Origin of the sequence: Cryobacterium sp. TMT2-4 (genome assembly GCF_004402575.1) — a bacterium.
Classification (GTDB): Bacteria; Actinomycetota; Actinomycetes; order Actinomycetales; family Microbacteriaceae; genus Cryobacterium; species Cryobacterium sandaracinum.
Genome location: NZ_SOGE01000021.1, coordinates 1 through 17,569, shown reverse-complemented (window position 1 = coordinate 17,569; position 17,569 = coordinate 1). Strand labels below are relative to the sequence as shown.

The window sequence follows — 17,569 nt, the reverse complement described above, 5'->3', positions numbered from 1 at the left end:
GTTCCACCCGATCGAAGGCGCAGTCCAGAATGACAACGGAGAACGACAGGCAGGAAATGCTTATCGTGACGGGGATGTCCGGCGCAGGCCGCTCCACCGTGGCCAACGCGCTGGAAGACCTGGGCTGGTACGTCGTCGACAACCTTCCGCCGCAGATGCTGCGCCCGCTGGCCGAACTCGTCGGCCGGGCCGGCACCAGCCTGCCGAAGATCGCTGCCGTGGTCGATATCCGCGGCCGAGACTTCTTCACCGATTTCCAGGAGATCCTGCACTCGCTGCGCAAGACGTCCCAGGTACGGGTCATTTTCCTCGAAGCCCGCGACGACGTGCTCGTGCGACGGTTCGAATCCGTGCGACGACCGCATCCGCTGCAGGGCGACGGCACGATCCTTGACGGCATCGCGGCCGAGCGCGTCAAGCTCAGCGCCGTGCGCGAGTCCTGCGACCTCGTCATCGACACCTCCGATCTCAACATCCACCAGCTGGCCACGTCGATCTCGGACCGCTTCGCCGCCGAGGACGCCGCCGGGGTGCACGTCACGCTGATGAGTTTCGGCTTCAAGTACGGCCTTCCCACCGACGTCGACATGGTCGCCGATGTGCGTTTCCTTCCCAACCCGTTCTGGGTTCCCGAACTGCGCAGCCACAACGGCCAAGACTCCGAGGTACGGGATTTTGTTCTCGCCCAGACCGGGGCGCGGGAGTTCATCTCGCACTACGCGGCGGCCCTGGAACCGGTCCTCGCGGGGTACCAGCGGGAGAACAAACGCCACGCGACCATCGCGGTCGGGTGCACGGGCGGCAAGCACCGCTCGGTCGCCATGGCCGCGGAAATCGCGGCCCTGGTCAAGGACTTCCCCGGTGTCGCGGTCAGCGTCAAGAACCGCGACCTCGGACGGGAATAACCCGGTCACGGGCGACTGCATCCAGCAGACGCCCACTCCGGCCAGAACGACTACAACTCGGCCCCACATCAGGCCAGGACGACAGAATGGACAAGCGATTGGCACTCACCGCCGACGTCAAAGACGAGCTTGCTCGCGTCGAAATTTCAAAGACCACGGTGCGTGCAGCGGAACTGGCCACCATTCTCCGCTTCTCCGGCGGACTGCACATGATTTCCGGCCGGATCGCCATCGAGTCAGAGCTCGACACCCCTCTCCTCGCCAGGAGGGTGCGCAAAGATCTCGCCGAGCTCTACGGCGTGCGCAGCGACGTGACCGTGATCCCCGCCGCCGGCCTGAGGCGCGCCAGCCACTACCTGGTGCGAGTGCTTGACGGCGGCGAAACCCTCGCGCGCCAGACCGGGCTGCTCGACGCGAGACGGCGCCCGATTCGCGGTCTGCCGAACCGGCTCACCACGGGCTCGAAGGAAGAGATCGCCGCTGTCTGGCGTGGAGCCTTCCTCGCCCACGGCTCGTTGACCGACCCGGGTCGTTCGGCGGCGCTGGAGGTCACCTGCCCCGGGAACGAATCTGCCATGGCCCTCGTGGGAGCCGCCGGCCGCCTCGGAGTCGTCGCCAAGGCGCGTGAGGTACGGGGCGTGCACCGGGTCGTCATCCGCGACGGCGACGCCATCGGCGCCATGCTCGTGCAGATGGGGGCGCAGGAGACCGTGCTCAACTGGGAGGCCCTCCGCCAGCGTCGGGAAGTGCGCGCGACTGCGAACCGACTGGTCAACTTCGACGACGCGAACCTGCGCCGCTCCGCTCAGGCCGCGGTGGCCGCGTGCGCGCGCGTGCAGCGCGCCATGGAAATCCTTGACGAGGAGATCCCGGAGCACCTCCGGTATGCGGGCGAGCTGCGCCTCTCCTTCCGCGACTCCAGCCTCGACGAGCTCGGTCACCACGCGGACCCGCCCATGACGAAGGATGCCGTCGCCGGCCGCATCCGTCGCCTGCTGGCCATGGCCGACAAGAAGGCCGCCGACCTGGGCATCCCGGGCACGGACGCGAACCTCCCGGCCGACCTCGATGACGTCTGACCTGCCCGGCGTTCAGCGTTCATCCACGTTCGTCACAGCCACAGCGCATCCTGAGTAGACTGGAATGGTTGCTCACGAACGGGTGGCGGAGCGTTTCGCGCCGACAACTACAGAGGAGATGCACCTTGGCTGAATACACACTTCCGGCTCTGGCCTACGACTACTCGGCTCTTGCGCCGAGTATCAGCGGCACCATCATGGAACTCCATCACGGAAAGCACCACCAGGCCTACGTCACCGGGGCCAACACAGCCCTGGCCCAGCTGGCCGAGGCTCGCGACAGCGGCAACCTCACCTTTGTGAACAAGCTCGAGAAGGACCTCGCGTTCAACCTGGGCGGCCACGTCAACCACTCGATCTTCTGGACCAACCTGTCGCCCGATGGCGGAGACAAGCCCACTGGTGACCTGGCTAGCGCAATCGAGGACAACTTCGGTTCCTTCGACAAGTTCCAGGCCCACTTCGCGGCCGTGGCCCTTGGCGTTCAGGGCTCCGGCTGGGCGGTTCTCGCCTGGGACTCGATCGGCCAGCGCCTGATCATTCAGCAGTTCTTCGACCAGCAGGCCAACTTTGCGGCCGGCACGATTCCGGTGCTGATGCTCGACGTCTGGGAGCACGCGTACTACCTCGACTACCGCAACGTTCGTGCGGACTATGTGAAGGCGTTCTGGAACATCGTCAACTGGGCCAACGTACAGGAACGCTTCACCATCGCACGCGAAAAGACCACCGGACTGCTGCTCCTTTCCTGAGAGGAGGGGCCCCCACGGGGGCCCGCAGCCCGTCCGATTCACCCACCACAACGCGCCTCGGCGCACAAGAATAGGAGACATTCGTGTCTGTAAAGATTGGTATTAACGGATTTGGCCGCATTGGCCGTAATTATCTTCGCGCCGCCCTGGCCCAGGGCAGCGACATCGAGATCGTCGCCGTGAACGACCTCACCGAGGCGAAGACGCTGGCTCACCTTCTTAAATATGACTCCATCACCGGTCGCCTTCCCGCCACCGTCGAGGTCGATGGAGACACCATCCTCGTCAACGGCAAGCCGATTAAGGTTCTTGCCGAGCGCGACCCCGCCAACCTGCCCTGGGCAGCCCTGGGCGTCGACATTGTGATCGAATCCACCGGACGCTTCACCAAGGCTGAGGATGCGCGCAAGCACATCACCGCCGGTGCCAAGAAGGTCATCGTTTCCGCTCCTGCCTCCGGCGAGGCGGCAACCATCGTCATGGGCGTCAATGAGGCAGACTACGACCCGGCCAAGTTCGACATCATCTCCAACGCGTCGTGCACCACGAACTGCCTCGCGCCCCTCGCGAAGGTGTTCAACGACAACTTCGGCATCAAGCACGGCCTGATGACCACGATCCACGCGTACACGGCCGACCAGAACCTGCAGGACGGCCCGCACTCTGACCTGCGTCGTGCCCGCGCGGCCGCTCTGAACATCATTCCGACCACGACCGGTGCCGCCAAGGCCCTCGGCCTGGTTCTGCCGGAGCTCAAGGGCAAGCTTGACGGCTTCGCGCTGCGCGTTCCGGTTCCCACCGGCTCCATCACCGACCTCACCGTCGTTGCCGAGCGTCCCGTCACCGTCGAGGCCATCAAGGCCGCGTACAAGGCTGCCGCCGAGGGTCCCCTCAAGGGCATCCTCATGTACACGGAAGACGAGATCGTCTCCAGTGACATCGTCACCGACCCGCACTCCTCGATCTTCGATGCCGGCCTGCTTCGCGTCATCGGCGACCAGGTCAAACTGTCCGCATGGTACGACAACGAATGGGGCTACTCCAACCGCATGGTTGACCTCACTGCGCTCGTCGCCAAGAGCCTCTAACGGAGTCCGCAGTGACGCTGCGTACTATTGATTCACTGGGGCAGCTCGGCGGAAAGCGCGTCATCGTCCGTTGTGACCTGAATGTGCCGTTGCAAGACGGTCAGATCACCGACGATGGGCGTGTCCGGGCATCCTTGCCCACCATCAAGGCCCTCATCGAGCAGGGCGCGCGAGTTGTGATCGTGTCGCACCTCGGTCGACCGAAGGGCGCACCGGAAGCCAAGTACAGCCTGGCTCCCGTTGCCGACCGTCTCGGCGAGCTCCTGGGCGCGGACGTGGCATTCGCCACGGACACGGTCGGGGCGTCGGCTCAGGCTGCCGTTGCCGCCCTCACCGACGGTGACGTGGTTGTTCTCGAGAACCTCCGCTTCAACGCGGGGGAGACCGCCAAGGACGACGCCGAGCGCGGCGCCTTCGCCACGGAGCTTTCCGCTCTGGGCGATGTGCTCGTCTCGGATGGCTTTGGCGTCGTGCACCGCAAGCAGGCCAGTGTGTACGACCTCGCCGGGATCCTTCCCAGCGCGGCCGGCCTCCTGATCGCCGCTGAGCTCGAAGTCCTGGACCGCCTCACCGAGAAGCCCGAAGCGCCGTACGCGGTCGTTCTGGGCGGCTCGAAGGTGTCCGACAAGCTCGGCGTCATCGGGCACCTGCTGCCCCGCGTCAACTCGCTGCTCATCGGCGGCGGCATGGCATACACGTTCCTCGCCGCTCAGGGCCACAAGGTGGGCGCAAGCCTGCTGGAGGCCGACCAGATCGAAACCGTTCGCGGTTACCTTCAGGAAGCGGAGCGCCTGGGCGTGCGGATCGTGCTGCCGACGGATATCGTCGTTGCCTCCAAGTTTGGGGCAGACGCCGAAGTGGCGGTCACCCCGGCCGACGCGATCGAGAGCACCACGTTCGGTGCCTCCGGTCTCGGTCTGGACATCGGACCGGAGACCGGTGCGGCGTTCGCCGACATCATCCGGTCGTCGAAGACGGTCTTCTGGAACGGCCCGATGGGCGTGTTCGAGTTGGCGCCGTTCGCGGAGGGCACCCGTGCGGTGGCCGGCGCGCTGACCGAGGTCGACGGCCTGAGTGTCGTCGGTGGTGGAGATTCGGCCGCGGCCGTGCGCATCCTCGGTTTCACCGATGACCAGTTCGGTCACATTTCTACCGGCGGCGGCGCGAGCCTCGAGTTCCTCGAGGGTAAGCGCCTGCCAGGACTGGAGGTCCTCGGATGGCAGTAAACGAACACCCACGACGCACTCCGCTGATTGCCGGAAACTGGAAGATGAACCTGGACCACCTCCAGGCCATCGCGTTCGTCCAGAAGCTCGCTTGGAATCTCAAGGATGCGAAGCACGATGTCGCAGCGGTCGAGGTCGCGGTGTTCCCACCGTTTACCGACCTCCGCTCCGTGCAGACGCTCGTCTCCGCTGACAAGCTCCCGATCGTCTTCGGCGGCCAGGACCTGTCGGCCCAGGATTCGGGCGCGTACACCGGTGAAATCTCCGGCGCGTTCCTCGCGCAGCTCGAGTGTAAGTATGTGTTGATCGGTCACTCCGAGCGCCGCACACTGCACGCCGAGACTGACGAGATCGTCTCGGCGAAGGTCACGGCAGCGCTCAAGCACAACCTGGTTCCGATCATCTGCGTCGGCGAGTCTGCCGCGGACCTGGAACTGCACGGCCCGAGCGCCGTACCGGTCGCCCAGCTGCGCGCGGCCCTGGCCGGCGTGACCAACGCGGCCGACTTCGTCGTCGCCTACGAGCCCGTCTGGGCGATCGGTTCCGGCAAGGCGGCAACGCCGGAGCAGGCCGAGCAGGTGGCGGCGCAACTGCGTCTCGTGCTCACGGAGACGCTGGGCCAGGATGTGGCCGACAAGACCCGTATCCTGTACGGCGGTTCCGTGAAGGGTTCGAATATCGCGGGCTTCATGCGCGAGCCGAACGTGGACGGCGCCCTGGTGGGCGGCGCCAGCCTGGATATCGACGAATTCTCGAGCATCGTCCGGTTCCAGCAGCACGTCGGTCTGTAACAAGACAACTGCACCACATCTGCTGTCTCAACTCGGCAGCAGGCCTCGAAGCAGCCCATCGGCCCCCAACAGGGGGTCGGTGGGCTGGTTCGTGAGTCAGGCTATGATTATCACTGATCTTGATGGGTTTTTTGGGCCCATCGCACTGTGAAAGGTTTTTGCGTGGAGATTCTCCAGGTTGTGCTGCAGGTGTTGCTCGGAATTACGAGTCTCCTGTTGACCATGCTCATTTTGCTTCACAAGGGGCGTGGTGGCGGTCTGTCCGACATGTTCGGCGGAGGTGTCACTTCCAACCTCGGTGCGTCCGGTGTGGCGGAACGCAACCTCAACCGCATCACCGTCATCCTGGGGTTGCTCTGGATTACCTGCATCGTAATCCTGGGACTCCTCACCAAGTTCGACACGGGGCTTTAGCCTCCCGTTTCACAGTTTCGACGAGCTCTAGCTCAACCGGTCAATCGGCTACAACGCCCTTTTCAAGCGGAGGAACATAATGGCATCTGGTGGCAGCGCAATCAGAGGATCCCGGGTCGGTGCCGGCCCCATGGGCGAGCAGGACCGCGGTTTTCACGCGGACCGCATCAAGGTGTCCTACTGGGACGCCCTCGGCAACGAGACCGTGCGTTACTTCGCGGCAAACCTCCCCGATGAGGAGATTCCGGTGACCATCGACTGCCCGTCGTCGGGGCTCCCGGCCGGGCGGGACAAAGAGAACCCGCCGTCGGTGGTCAAGCTTGAACCGTACAAGACGCACCTTGCCTACGTGAAGGAACGCCGCACCGAGGAAGAGGCAGAATCGCTCCTCGAAGAAGCGTTGGAGCAGTTGCGCGTGCGCCGGGGCAAGCTGTCCGCGACGAACTGACGTTTGGACGCGCACGCCTGTCGTTCACTGAGAAAGGCCCCGACTCCGGTCGGGGCCTTTCTCGGTGTGCGGGTCTGCCCGAGCGGGTGACTGTTCTAGAACGTCGACGCGGTGAGGTTCTCGGGGACCTCCGCAGCGGCCTCCCGGTCGACGAAGAAGTTCGTGTACCGGCGGCCCTTGATGCCCGCCACGGGCACTTCGTCGCGGCTGGCGCCGGCTAGGGCGAGACCGAGCGCCGATGCCTTGTCCGGCCCGGCCAGCACCATCCACACGCACCGTGAGGAGTTCAGGGCCGGTCGGCTGAGGCTGAGCCGCTCCGCCGGGGGCTTGGGAGAGTTGCGCACGGCGAGCACGCTCTTGCTATGTTCGCGGATGCCGGCCTGGTGCGGGAATAGGGAGGCGACGTGGCCGTCCGGCCCGACGCCGAGGAAGGTGATGTCGAAGCGCGGCAGGTCGGTTCCCTCGATCGAGGCGGACTCGAGCAACGCGGCGTAGCTCTCGACTGCGGTGTCGAGGTCGACTCCTTCGTCCGAGGCGGCGAAGGGGTGGATGTTCGCCTCCGGGATCTGGATGTGGTCGAGTAGGGCGGTGCGAGCCTGGCGCTCGTTGCGGTCGGGGTGCTCCTTGGGCACCCAGCGCTCGTCACCCCACCAGAACGTGACCAGGGCCCAGTCGATGGTGTCGCGGGCCGCGGAGGCGTTGACAGCTTCCAAGACCTCGATCGCGACGCTGCCGCCGGCCAGGACCACGTTGACTTCTCCCTGTTCGTGCAGGAGGTCCACGGTCGTTGTGATGAATCGGGCCGCCACCGAGGCGGCCAGGGCCGCGCGATCGGTGTGCACAAGTACGCGTCGTTCGTTGGTCACGGTCGTCCTTCGTTGTGTTCTGCGACCACATCGTCAAGGTGCGGTAGGCCGCGCGTGATGACCTCACCATACAGCTCATCGGGGTCGAGGCGGCGCAGCTCGTCGCTGAGGCAGTCCCGCAGGCTCCGCCGCTTGAGGGTGAGGTCCTGAACGGGCTGGCCGGGCTGGGTGAGTCTGGCGATGTCGGGCACTTCTCGTTCGAGCGAGATGAGCCCGGCGGAGCGCGTCAGGTGCACACTCCGGATGCCGTGGGACAGCGGCCCCGTAGTGAACTCGTAGTCCACCGAGACCTGCAGCTGCAGAGCGAGCCAGGCGGCGAGGAGTGTCGTGGACGGCGAATCCGCGGCACCGGTCACCTGCACGGCGGTCACAGGCAGGTAGGGCGGCTGGTCGAGGACCGCCGCCAGCTGGGCGCGCCAGAGGGTGAGGCGGGTCCAGGCGAAGTCCGTGTCGCCGGGACGGTATGAACCGCAGAGGTGATGAAGCGCGGCCTGCGGGTCGGGCTGCGCGGAAGCATCCGTGATGCGCCGGTGGGCGATGCGCCCGAGGGGCGAATCCGCTGGCACAGTGGGCGCCACACCGGGCCACCAGGCCACGACGGGGGCGTCGGGCAGGAGCAGACCGGTGACTAGGCTTTCCGGGTCGCTGGCGGCCTCACCGTAGGCGCGCAGCACGATGACCTCGCTGGCGCCCGCGTCCCCGCCGACACGGATTTCCGCGTCGACGCGGGGGGCGAGTGGGGAGGCCGTGTCATCCTGGTCCATCGTCGACAGCACGATCACGCGCATAGGGTGTTCCCTGGACGCGTCGTTCGCGGCCTCGATGGCCTCCTCCTCGCGGCCCATGGTGGACGCGATGATGAGCGTAAGCACGCGGCCGAGGGCCACCGCGCCGCCTTCTTCGCGGATGCGCACCAGGGCCTTGGAGATCTTGGAGGTGGTCGTGTTGGGCAGATCGACGATCATGGGCGTCTCCAATGTCGGCCGTCGCGGGACAGCAGTTCGTCGGCCGAGACCGGACCCCAGGTTCCCGGCCGGTATTGCTCGGGCTGGCCCTGCTTCGCCCAGAACTCCTCGATCGGGTCGAGGATCTTCCACGACAGCTCGACCTCCTCGTGCCGGGGAAAGAGCGGCGGGTCGCCCAGGAGCACGTCGAGGATGAGCCGCTCATAGGCCTCGGGGCTGGCCTCGGTGAAGGCGTGGCCGTAGCCGAAGTCCATCGTCACGTCGCGCACCTGCATGCCGGCACCGGGCACCTTGGAACCGAAACGGATGGTGACGCCTTCGTCGGGCTGCACCCGGATGACCAGGGCGTTCTCGCCCAACGGTGCGGAGTTTCCCTTGCCGAAGAGGTGCTGGGGGGCTCGTTTGAACACCACGGCGATCTCGGTGACCCGGCGGCCCAGACGCTTGCCCGCACGCAGGTAGAAGGGCACCCCTGACCACCGGCGGTTCTCAATGGTCAGCCGCAGCGCGGCATACGTTTCGGTGAGGGATTCGGGGTCCATCCCGTCCTCGTCCAGAAACCCCACGACCTTCTCGCCGCCCTGCCAACCGCCGGCATACTGGCCGCGGGCCGTGCCACGGGCGAGGTCGTCGGGAAGCCGGACGGAGGCGAGAACCTTCTCTTTCTCCGTGCGCAGGTCGGCAGCGTCGAAGGAGATTGGTTCCTCCATGGCGGTTAGCGCTAGAAGCTGCAGCAGGTGGTTCTGGATGACGTCCCGGGCTGCGCCGATGCCGTCGTAGTAGCCGGCCCGACCGCCCACGCCGATGTCCTCGGCCATGGTGATCTGCACGTGGTCGACGTAGTTGGCGTTCCAGATCGGTTCGTACAACTGGTTCGCGAAGCGGAGGGCCAGAATGTTTTGCACCGTCTCCTTGCCCAGGTAATGGTCGATGCGGAAGACCGAGTCGGGCGGGAAGACCGACTCGACCACGGCGTTGAGTTCGCGCGCGGTCCGCAGGTCACTGCCGAACGGCTTCTCGATCACGACCCGCCGCCACTGCCCGTCCGTCTGATCGGCCAGGCCCGAGCGGCGCAGCTGCTCCGTGACCTGCGGGAATGCCTTCGGCGGGATCGACAGGTAGAACGCATGGTTGCCCATCGTCCCGCGCTCCCGATCGAGTTGCGCGATGGTGTCCTTGAGCAGTTGGAACGACGCGGCGTCGTCGAACGACCCCGGCACGAAACGGATGCCCTCGGCCAGCTGAGTCCAGACGTCCTCGTTGAACTCGGTGCGCGCGTACTCCTTGACCGAGTCGTGCACGACTTTCATGAAGTCCTCGTTGGTCCAGTCGCGGCGTGCGAATCCGACGAGCGCGAAACCCGGCGGAAGCAGGCCGCGGTTGGCGAGGTCATAGACGGCCGGCATGAGTTTCTTCCGCGACAGGTCACCGGTGACGCCGAAGATCACCAAGCTGCTGGGCCCGGCGATGCGATTCAGACGGTAGTCGTTTGGTGAACGCAGTGGATTGAACTCCGGGGTGATTTCCACCGGGGACATGCAGCTCCTTCGAGGTGTGGCGTTCGAGCACGTTGTTCGGCGCCGGCCCGCGGGCCGGCGCCGAACGGGTTAGCGCAGTGCGTCGAACAGGGTGGCGATGTTCATGGCCGGGTCGGTCAGCGTCAGCGTCAGTACGGGGCGACCGTGGTCCGCCAGCACGCTGGCGTCACCGCTGGCTTGGGCCAGGATTAGTTCCCCGAACGTGAAGGGGCGCTCCGGGATGTCGAGGTCGACGTCCGGGGTGGTGAGGATCTGCAGGAACACTCCGGTGGCCGGTCCGCCCTTGTGCAGCTGGCCGGTGGAGTGCAGGAACCGCGGTCCCCAGCCGAACGTGACCGGGCGCTTGGCCAGTGCGGCCAGCAGATCACGGATTTCGGCGAGCTGGGGCAGTTCCAGCCGGTTGACGTAGGCCTGCACGGAGATGTAGCCGTCCGTGCCCAGCTCCTCGATCAGGGCATCGATAGCGGAGGGCAGGTCGCTGGCGGCGCCGATCACGTGCGCGGTGCCGCGGATCTCGATTCCGTCCGTGATGAACGCGGCGGGGACCGGTTCGGGACGGGCGTCGAGGAGACCGCGGGTCGCGTTTTTGGCGGCCTCGACATCCGGCTGGTCGAACGGGTTGATGCCCAGCAAGCGGCCGGCGACGGCGGTGGCATACTCCCAGACGAGGAACTGCGCGCCGAGGGTGCCGCTGATCCGGATCTCGTCGTGTCCGCCGTTATCGGAGAACACGTCGCGGCCGGCGTCGGAGACCAGGCGAACAACCTGCAGGTCAGGCAGGTCCAGGGTCAGCTCGGGGGCATCCAGGTCGAGCACGACGGGAAGGATGCCGATGCCCTGTTTGCCGGTGGATTCGGCGATCAGCTGTTCGGCCCAGTCGGCGAAACCGACGATGTGGGTGCCATCCTCGACGATTGCGAGCTTGTCGCGGCGCGGGGTGGTCGCGGCGATGGCCGCACCCAGGATGAGCCCCGGGTTCTCGGCGGTGTCCACGGCAAGGGAAAGCGAAACGGCCTCGGCCTCGTCGAGCAGCTCGGCGATGTCCACGCCGGCAAGGCCGGACGGAACGAGTCCGAACGCAGTCAACACCGAGAAACGTCCACCGACCGTGGGGTCCGCGTTGAAGACGCGGTAGCCCACGGAACGGGCATCCGCGTCGAGGGGGGAGCCAGGGTCGGTCACGATGATGATGCGCTCGACCGGGTCGATGCCGGCCTCGCGGAAGGCGCGCTCGAAGACACGGCGCTGACTGTCGGTCTCGACCGTGGAGCCGGACTTCGACGACACCACGAGCGCGGTGGCGGCCAGGTTCTCGCCGAGGGCCGCGAGGACCTGACCGGGGTCGGTGGAGTCGAGCACGGTGAGGTTCACGCCGGCGGTGCGGGTGATGACCTCGGGGGCCAACGACGAGCCACCCATGCCGGTGAGGGCGATACGGGTGACTCCGCCGGCCCGCAGGGAGTCGCGCAGGGCAAGGATCTCCGCGACCAGCGGACGGGAATCCGTAACGGACTCGGTCCAGCCGAGTCGCTTCGCGGCTTCGGCTTCGGCTTCGGGGCCCCAGAGGGCCGGGTCAAGGGCGGTGATCCCGGATGCGACGAGGTCGGCCACCAGGGTCGGGACGGTGGTGCGAACGGCCTCGGCCGCCGCGCCGCTCACGGAGATGTGGAAGCTCACAGTGCGGCCCCGTTCTTGGTCGTCGTGGCGGTCTCGAGGGCAGCGGTCACGGTCTCGAGGAGTTCATTCCACGAGACGATGAACTTGGCCACGCCTTCGGCCTCGAGTACCTGGGTGACGTCGTTGTACGAGACACCCTCGTTCGCGAGTGCGTCGAGAACCAGGTTGGCTTCGTCGTACGCGCCGGTGATGGAGTTCGCGGGGATGACGCCGTGGTCGAGTGTGGCCTCGAGGGTCTTCTCCGGCATGGTGTTGACGACCTCGGGCGCGACCAGGTTGGTCACATACAGGGTGTCGGGGAGGCTGGGGTCCTTGACGCCGGTGGAGGCCCAGAGGGGGCGTTGCTTGTTGGCTCCGGCGCTGATCAAGCCGCGGGCGCGTTCGGTGGAGAAGGCTTCCTCGTAGACCTGATAGGCGAGCTGGGCGTTCGCGACGCCGGCCTTGCTCTTGAGCGCAAGCGCGGCTGTCGTCCCGATGACCTCAAGGCGGGTGTTGATCTCGGTGTCGACCCGCGAGACGAAGAACGACGCAACGGAGTGGATCACGCTGAGGTCGAGGCCGGCCGCCTTGGCCTTCTCCAGGCCGGACAGGTACGCGTTGATGACCTGGCGGTGACGTTCGAGGCTGAAGATCAGGGTGACGTTGACGCTGATGCCGAGGGCGATCGTCGCGGTGATCGCCTCGAGACCTTCCACCGTTGCGGGGATCTTAATCATGGCGTTGGGTCGATTGACCTTCGCCCACAGTTCCTGGGCCTGCGTGACCGTGCCGGCCGCGTCGTGGGCCAGCCCGGGCTCGACCTCGATCGACACGCGCCCGTCGACGCCGCGGGTGCGATCGTAAACCGGGCGGAAGATATCGCTGGCCGCGGTCACATCGTCGGTGGTGATCTCGAACACGGCGTCGTGCACGCTGGTGCCGGCGGCGGCAAGAGCGGCCACCTGCTCCGCGTACGCCTCGCCCTTGCTGAGGGCGCCGGCGAAGATCGTCGGGTTGGTGGTCACGCCGACGATGTTCTTCGTGTCGATCAGGTTCGCCAGGTCGCCGGAAGCGATGCGTTCCCGGGACAGGTCGTCCAGCCAAATGCTGACGCCGGCCAATGACAGCTCGGCTAGGGGAGTGTTCTCAGTCATATTTCGTATCTCCTTGGAATGCAGGGTATTCAGGTGTGTGGTGTCGCGGCGCAGCGGGTTCAGTGCGCGGCGAGAGATTCCTTGGCGGCGGCGACGACGGCATCCGTCGTGATGCCGAATTCACGGAACAGGGTCTTGTAATCGGCCGACGCACCGAAGTGCTCGATCGAGACGCTGCGGCCACGGTCGCCGACGTACTTGTCCCAGGTCAACGCTATGCCCGCCTCGACGGATACCCGGGCGGTGATCGATGCGGGCAGGACAGCCTCGCGGTACTCGGCGCTCTGCTCCCGGAACCATTCGAGGCTGGGGGCCGACACGACGCGCGCGCTGATGCCTTCGGCCTGGAGCTGCTCGCGGGCCGCCAGGGCCAGCTGCACCTCGGAGCCGGTGCCGATCAGGATCACATCAGGTGTGCCGCCCGCAGCCTCAGCGAGCACGTAGGCGCCCCGGGCCACGTTTCGGGCGGATGCGAGCACGTCGCCGGTGGCGTCGCCCTCGCCGCGCTCGAACACGGGAATGTTCTGGCGGGTCAGCACGATGCCGGCCGGTCCCTGGCGGCGCTCGAGGATCGTCTTCCACGCCCAGGACACCTCGTTGGCGTCGCCGGGGCGCACCACATCGAGTCCGGGGATGGCGCGCAGGGTCGCGAGCTGCTCGATCGGCTGGTGGGTGGGGCCGTCTTCGCCGAGGGCGACGGAGTCGTGGGTCCAGACGAAGATCGAGGGGGCCTGCATCAGCGCGGCCAGGCGGATGGCCGGTCGCATGTAGTCGCTGAAGATCAGGAAGGTGCCGCCGAAGGGGCGGGTGTTCCCATGCAGCACGATGCCGTTCAGGATGGCGGCCATGGCGTGTTCGCGAATGCCGAAGTGCAGCACGCGGCCGTAGGGGTTGCCGGTCCATTCATTGGTGGAGTGCTCGCTCGGAATGAAGGAGGCAGCACCGCCGATGGTGGTGTTGTTCGATTCTGCGAGGTCGGCGGAGCCACCCCACAGCTCGGGGATGACCTTGCCGAGCGCGGTGAGGACCTTGCCGGACGCGGCACGGGTCGATACCTCCGTGCCGGCGGGGAAGACGGGCAGGGCCGCCTCGACGCCGTCGGGCAGGTCGCCGGAGAGCACCCGATCGAGTAGGTTCTTGCGCTCAGGGTTGGCGGTCGCCCAGGCCTCGAACTCGACGTTCCAGGCGGAGTGGGCGACGGCCCCGCGGTCCACGGCCTGTCGGGTGTGCGCGATGACCTCGTCGGCGACCTCGAAGGCCTGCGCGGGGTCGAAACCGAGGACCGTTTTGACGGCGGCCAGCTCCTCGGCGCCGAGCGCCGAGCCGTGGATCTTGCCCGTGTTCTGCTTCTTCGGGCTGGGCCAGCCGATGATGGTCTTCAGGATGATCAGCGACGGCTTGTCGGTGACTGCCTGGGCCGCCTCGATCGCGTCGTGGAGTGCGGCGATGTCCTCGACGTAGGCGCCGGTCTGCTTCCAGTCGACTGTCTGCACGTGCCAGTCGTAGGCCGAATAGCGGGCCGCGACATCCTCGGTGAAGGCGATGTTGGTGTCGTCCTCGATGGAGATCTGGTTGCTGTCGTAGATCGCGATCAGGTTGCCGAGCTGCTGGTGGCCGGCGAGGGAGGAGGCCTCGCTCGTGATGCCTTCCTGCAGGTCGCCGTCGCCGACGATCACGTACACGAAGTGATCGAACGGGCTCGTGCCGACCGACGCCTCCGGGTCGAACAGTCCGCGCTCGAAGCGGGAGGCGTAGGCGAAGCCGACGGCGGAGGCCAGACCCTGGCCCAGAGGACCGGTCGTGATCTCGACCCCGTCGGTGTGGCCGTACTCCGGGTGCCCGGGCGTCTTGGAACCCCAGGTGCGCAGAGCCTTCAGATCTTCGAGCTCGAGTCCGTAGCCACCGAGGTACAACTGCACGTACTGGGTGAGCGAGCTGTGGCCGACCGAGAGAATGAAACGGTCCCGACCGATCCACTCGTTGTCGGACGGGTCACGCCGCATCACCTTCTGGAACAGGAGGTAGGCCGCGGGAGCGAGGCTCATGGCGGTACCGGGATGCCCGTTCCCGACCTTCTCCACGGCATCGGCCGCGAGGAGGCGCGCGGTGTCGACCGCCTTGCTGTCAATTGAATCCCACTGCAGTGCTGCCACTTGGTATTGACCCTTCTGAAGACAGGGGAGAAGGTTGCTGAGAACCCGCACCCGCTATTGTGCGCGCCCGAGGACATCAGCGTCATCACGGTGTCGCAGCAGATGCCCGGTTCCGGTGGATCAGCATGCATGCACCGAGATTGGCGAGCACCCCCAGTATAGGCAACGCCGGTTCGGACCCGTGATGTGTCGTCTCGTCACGCACCCCGGGCGGCCCGTCGACGGTTTCGGTTCCGACAGTTCGCCTAGAATCACAGTCACTGTCACCAGCGTTGGAGGAGCTTTGCCCGGAGCCGCCGAAACCCACATCCTGAGCGCCCCACGCACGCTCCGGCGCACGGCAGGGGCCTACCTCTCGCTGACCAAGCCGCGGGTCGTGGAACTGCTCCTGGTGGTTACCGCTCCCACGATGATCCTGGCCGAACAGGGCATCCCGAGCCTGTGGCTGGTCGTGGCAACCCTGATCGGCGGTTCGCTTAGCGCCGGCTCTGCCGGGGCGTTCAACTGCTACATCGACCGGGACATCGACCGGCTGATGAAGCGTACCCAGAATCGCCCGCTCGTCACGGGGGAACTCACCGACCGGCAGGCCCTGGTGTTCGCCTGGCTGGTCGGTCTGGCATCGATTCTCTGGCTGCTGGCCTTCACGAACTGGCTCGCCGCGGCCCTGTCGCTGGGCGCCATCCTGCTCTATGTCGTCTTCTACACGATGGTTCTGAAACGCCGCACGGCCCAGAACATCGTCTGGGGCGGCATCGCGGGCTGCATGCCCGTGCTCATCGGCTGGGCCGCCGTGACCGGCGACCTGTCATGGCCGCCCTTCGTCCTGTTCCTGATCATCTTCCTGTGGACGCCGCCGCACTACTGGCCGCTTTCCATGAAATACCGTGACGACTATCAGGCCGCCGGGGTGCCGATGCTCGCCGTCGTGCGCGGCCGCAGCCAGGTGGGCCTACAGGTCATCCTGTACGCCTGGGCGACCGTCGCCTGCTCGCTCCTGCTCGTACCGATCGCGGACATGGGCCTGCTGTACCTTTTTGTGGCCCTGGTGACCGGCGCCTGGTTCATCTCCGAGACGCACCGGCTGTACGGCCTGGCGATCCGTCACGTGGAGGTGTCGCCGATGCGCCTCTTCCACGGTTCGATCGCCTATCTCACCCTGTTGTTCCTGGCCGTCGGAGTTGATCCGCTGCTCCCGTTCTAGCCCGCAGCTCGCGTTCGACACCGGGCACGGCGTTCGGGCCGTGATGATCACAACTAAACGACGAGGACTTACGTCGCTACCGGCGACCGACCAAGTCGGGGGTGGTCGCTCTGGGGGACACCCGCACGTCCACCGGTTTGCTGAGGTTCAGGACGAGCGCGGTCAGGATGGCCACGAGCACGCAGGAGAGCACCATGTGGATGCCGACCAACCCGGCAGGGAGCCCCGTGTTGGACTGGATCAGGCCGACGCCGACCTGCATGGCCTCGACGAGCAGAAGGAGAAGGGCCCAGCCCTGCGTCGGCAGAGCGCGCGAGAAGGCCACGACGAGGAGAACCACGGTGAGGGCAACGGTGACGTAGGCCGGCCAGCTGTGCACGTGCTGCAGGATTTCGGGGTCAAGGCCCGTGCGGGGAGCATCCGCGTCCCCGGCGTGCGGGCCCGAGCCGGTGGTGAGAATGCCGACGAGGATCGTGACGAACACGACCGCGCTCGTGGCATACGCCAGCGTCCGATACCAGACCGGAACCGCGAGGGTGCGCCGCACCCGGCCGGTGTAGACCCGGTGCACGAAGACGGTGCACAGCAGGACCAGGATCACGGAGATCACGAAGTGGATGCCGACCACATAGGGGTTCAGCTGGGCAAGAACGCTGATGCCGCCGATAACGGCCTGCGCGGGGATGCCCAACCCCGCGAGCAGGGCGACCCAGAACAGGTCGGGGCGTTCCTTGCGGAGGCGCACCACGGCGAGGAAGGCCGCGATCGCGACCAGGCCGAGGGCAACTCCGAGCAGGCGATTGCCGAATTCGATGTAGCCGTGGATGCCCATCTCGGGCGTGTTGACCACTGAGTCCGCGGTGCACTTGGGCCAGGTGGGGCAACCGAGGCCCGAGCTGGTCAGGCGCACCAGGCCTCCCGTCCCGACCAGCAGAATCTGGGCGGCGAGGTAGATCCACGCGATCACACGCACACGCCTGTCAATCCTGGTCGGCAACCACGCCGTAATTCGATTCACCGGTTCTGCTCCCTCTTCGATGACCACATGTGAAAACGCCGGATCGCACTGCTGAACCCGTCGCCAGCCTGTAGAATTAAGTTTTTCATGGGCGGGAACGTTGCGGTTGCCACAACCGCGGCGCGCGTCGTCCTTAAACATCTTAGGTACGCAACGTAGCCGCCCACACAACCGATCCCTGACTGGGTCTCCGCTGGAGGCCATTCTGGGAACGACCGGACTAATATCCGGGTTGCCGGGGTGGCAGAAGAGGTAAATATGTCTGACGTCCTTCTTGACCGCCCCGAACTTGCGGGGCTCGGTGTCTACGAG

The 17,569-nt window shown here is 66.2% G+C and carries 16 protein-coding genes; 9 read left to right on the top strand and 7 right to left on the bottom strand.

Going from position 1 to position 17,569, the window contains the following annotated elements; genetic code table 11:
• Positions 1–29: 29 nt before the first annotated feature.
• The 8 genes from rapZ to E3O54_RS06210 all read left to right on the top strand — a co-directional run bounded on the left by rapZ (position 30) and on the right by E3O54_RS06210 (position 6,703).
• Positions 30–905 carry an RNase adapter RapZ gene (gene rapZ, locus E3O54_RS06245; RefSeq protein WP_104100549.1) on the top strand — a complete coding sequence of 292 codons (876 nt, stop codon included), beginning with the start codon at positions 30–32 and terminating at the stop codon, positions 903–905.
• A gap of 98 nt (positions 906–1,003) precedes the next feature.
• On the top strand, positions 1,004–1,984 hold the full coding sequence (gene whiA, locus E3O54_RS06240) for a DNA-binding protein WhiA (RefSeq protein WP_104100550.1): 981 nt from the start codon (positions 1,004–1,006) through the stop codon (positions 1,982–1,984).
• Between the two features lie 125 nt (positions 1,985–2,109).
• Positions 2,110–2,736, top strand: a complete 627-nt coding sequence (locus E3O54_RS06235; protein WP_104100551.1) for a superoxide dismutase — start codon at positions 2,110–2,112, stop codon at positions 2,734–2,736.
• An 83-nt stretch (positions 2,737–2,819) separates the two neighbouring features.
• On the top strand, positions 2,820–3,824 hold the full coding sequence (gene gap / locus E3O54_RS06230) for a type I glyceraldehyde-3-phosphate dehydrogenase (RefSeq protein ID WP_134371569.1): 1,005 nt from the start codon (positions 2,820–2,822) through the stop codon (positions 3,822–3,824).
• 11 nt (positions 3,825–3,835) lie between these two features.
• Positions 3,836–5,050: a phosphoglycerate kinase gene (gene pgk, locus E3O54_RS06225; RefSeq protein WP_134342444.1), complete on the top strand. Its 1,215-nt coding sequence runs from the start codon at positions 3,836–3,838 to the stop codon at positions 5,048–5,050.
• Positions 5,041–5,841 carry a triose-phosphate isomerase gene (tpiA, locus tag E3O54_RS06220; protein WP_104100554.1) on the top strand — a complete coding sequence of 267 codons (801 nt, stop codon included), beginning with the start codon at positions 5,041–5,043 and terminating at the stop codon, positions 5,839–5,841. The genes pgk and tpiA overlap by 10 nt, the downstream gene beginning before the upstream one ends.
• 162 nt (positions 5,842–6,003) lie before the next feature.
• Positions 6,004–6,255 (top strand): preprotein translocase subunit SecG, encoded by a 252-nt coding sequence (gene secG, locus E3O54_RS06215; RefSeq protein ID WP_104100555.1) that lies wholly within the window; start codon positions 6,004–6,006, stop codon positions 6,253–6,255.
• Positions 6,256–6,334: 79 nt separating this feature from the next.
• On the top strand, positions 6,335–6,703 hold the full coding sequence (locus E3O54_RS06210) for an RNA polymerase-binding protein RbpA (protein WP_104100556.1): 369 nt from the start codon (positions 6,335–6,337) through the stop codon (positions 6,701–6,703).
• Positions 6,704–6,798: 95 nt separating this feature from the next.
• On the opposite strand, the gene pgl is transcribed toward E3O54_RS06210, so the two are convergent.
• The 6 genes from pgl to tkt form a co-directional block, all read right to left on the bottom strand.
• Positions 6,799–7,569, bottom strand: a complete 771-nt coding sequence (pgl, locus tag E3O54_RS06205; protein ID WP_104100557.1) for a 6-phosphogluconolactonase — start codon at positions 7,567–7,569, stop codon at positions 6,799–6,801.
• Positions 7,566–8,534 carry a glucose-6-phosphate dehydrogenase assembly protein OpcA gene (locus tag E3O54_RS06200; RefSeq protein WP_104100558.1) on the bottom strand — a complete coding sequence of 323 codons (969 nt, stop codon included), beginning with the start codon at positions 8,532–8,534 and terminating at the stop codon, positions 7,566–7,568. The genes pgl and E3O54_RS06200 overlap by 4 nt, the downstream gene beginning before the upstream one ends.
• A complete protein-coding gene (zwf, locus tag E3O54_RS06195; RefSeq protein WP_134401180.1) occupies positions 8,531–10,072 on the bottom strand; it encodes a glucose-6-phosphate dehydrogenase in 1,542 nt (513 codons plus the stop codon). Before zwf ends, E3O54_RS06200 begins: the two co-directional genes overlap by 4 nt.
• Before the next feature lie 69 nt (positions 10,073–10,141).
• Positions 10,142–11,749, bottom strand: coding sequence for a glucose-6-phosphate isomerase (locus E3O54_RS06190; RefSeq protein ID WP_104100560.1), 1,608 nt, complete (start codon positions 11,747–11,749; stop codon positions 10,142–10,144).
• Positions 11,746–12,882, bottom strand: coding sequence for a transaldolase (gene tal / locus E3O54_RS06185; protein ID WP_134401179.1), 1,137 nt, complete (start codon positions 12,880–12,882; stop codon positions 11,746–11,748). Before tal ends, E3O54_RS06190 begins: the two co-directional genes overlap by 4 nt.
• 59 nt (positions 12,883–12,941) lie before the next feature.
• A complete protein-coding gene (gene tkt / locus E3O54_RS06180; protein WP_134371581.1) occupies positions 12,942–15,035 on the bottom strand; it encodes a transketolase in 2,094 nt (697 codons plus the stop codon).
• A gap of 283 nt (positions 15,036–15,318) precedes the next feature.
• On the opposite strand from tkt, the gene E3O54_RS06175 reads away from it, so the two are divergent.
• The gene (locus E3O54_RS06175) at positions 15,319–16,239 is read left to right on the top strand and encodes a heme o synthase (protein ID WP_370247426.1); all 921 of its coding nucleotides are present in this window, start codon (positions 15,319–15,321) and stop codon (positions 16,237–16,239) included.
• A 76-nt stretch (positions 16,240–16,315) separates the two neighbouring features.
• Here E3O54_RS06175 and E3O54_RS06170 read toward each other — a convergent pair whose 3' ends face one another.
• The gene (locus E3O54_RS06170; RefSeq protein WP_241972974.1) at positions 16,316–17,206 is read right to left on the bottom strand and encodes a heme A synthase; all 891 of its coding nucleotides are present in this window, start codon (positions 17,204–17,206) and stop codon (positions 16,316–16,318) included.
• Positions 17,207–17,569: the final 363 nt, after the last annotated feature.

Coding starts and splice junctions, on each gene's coding strand:
- E3O54_RS06210 (WP_104100556.1), top strand. CDS start 6,335: ATGGCATCTGGTGGCAGCGCAATCAGAGGATCCCGGGTCGGTGCCGGC.
- zwf (WP_134401180.1), bottom strand. CDS start 10,072: ATGTCCCCGGTGGAAATCACCCCGGAGTTCAATCCACTGCGTTCACCA.
- tpiA (WP_104100554.1), top strand. CDS start 5,041: ATGGCAGTAAACGAACACCCACGACGCACTCCGCTGATTGCCGGAAAC.
- rapZ (WP_104100549.1), top strand. CDS start 30: ATGACAACGGAGAACGACAGGCAGGAAATGCTTATCGTGACGGGGATG.
- E3O54_RS06200 (WP_104100558.1), bottom strand. CDS start 8,534: ATGATCGTCGATCTGCCCAACACGACCACCTCCAAGATCTCCAAGGCC.
- tal (WP_134401179.1), bottom strand. CDS start 12,882: ATGACTGAGAACACTCCCCTAGCCGAGCTGTCATTGGCCGGCGTCAGC.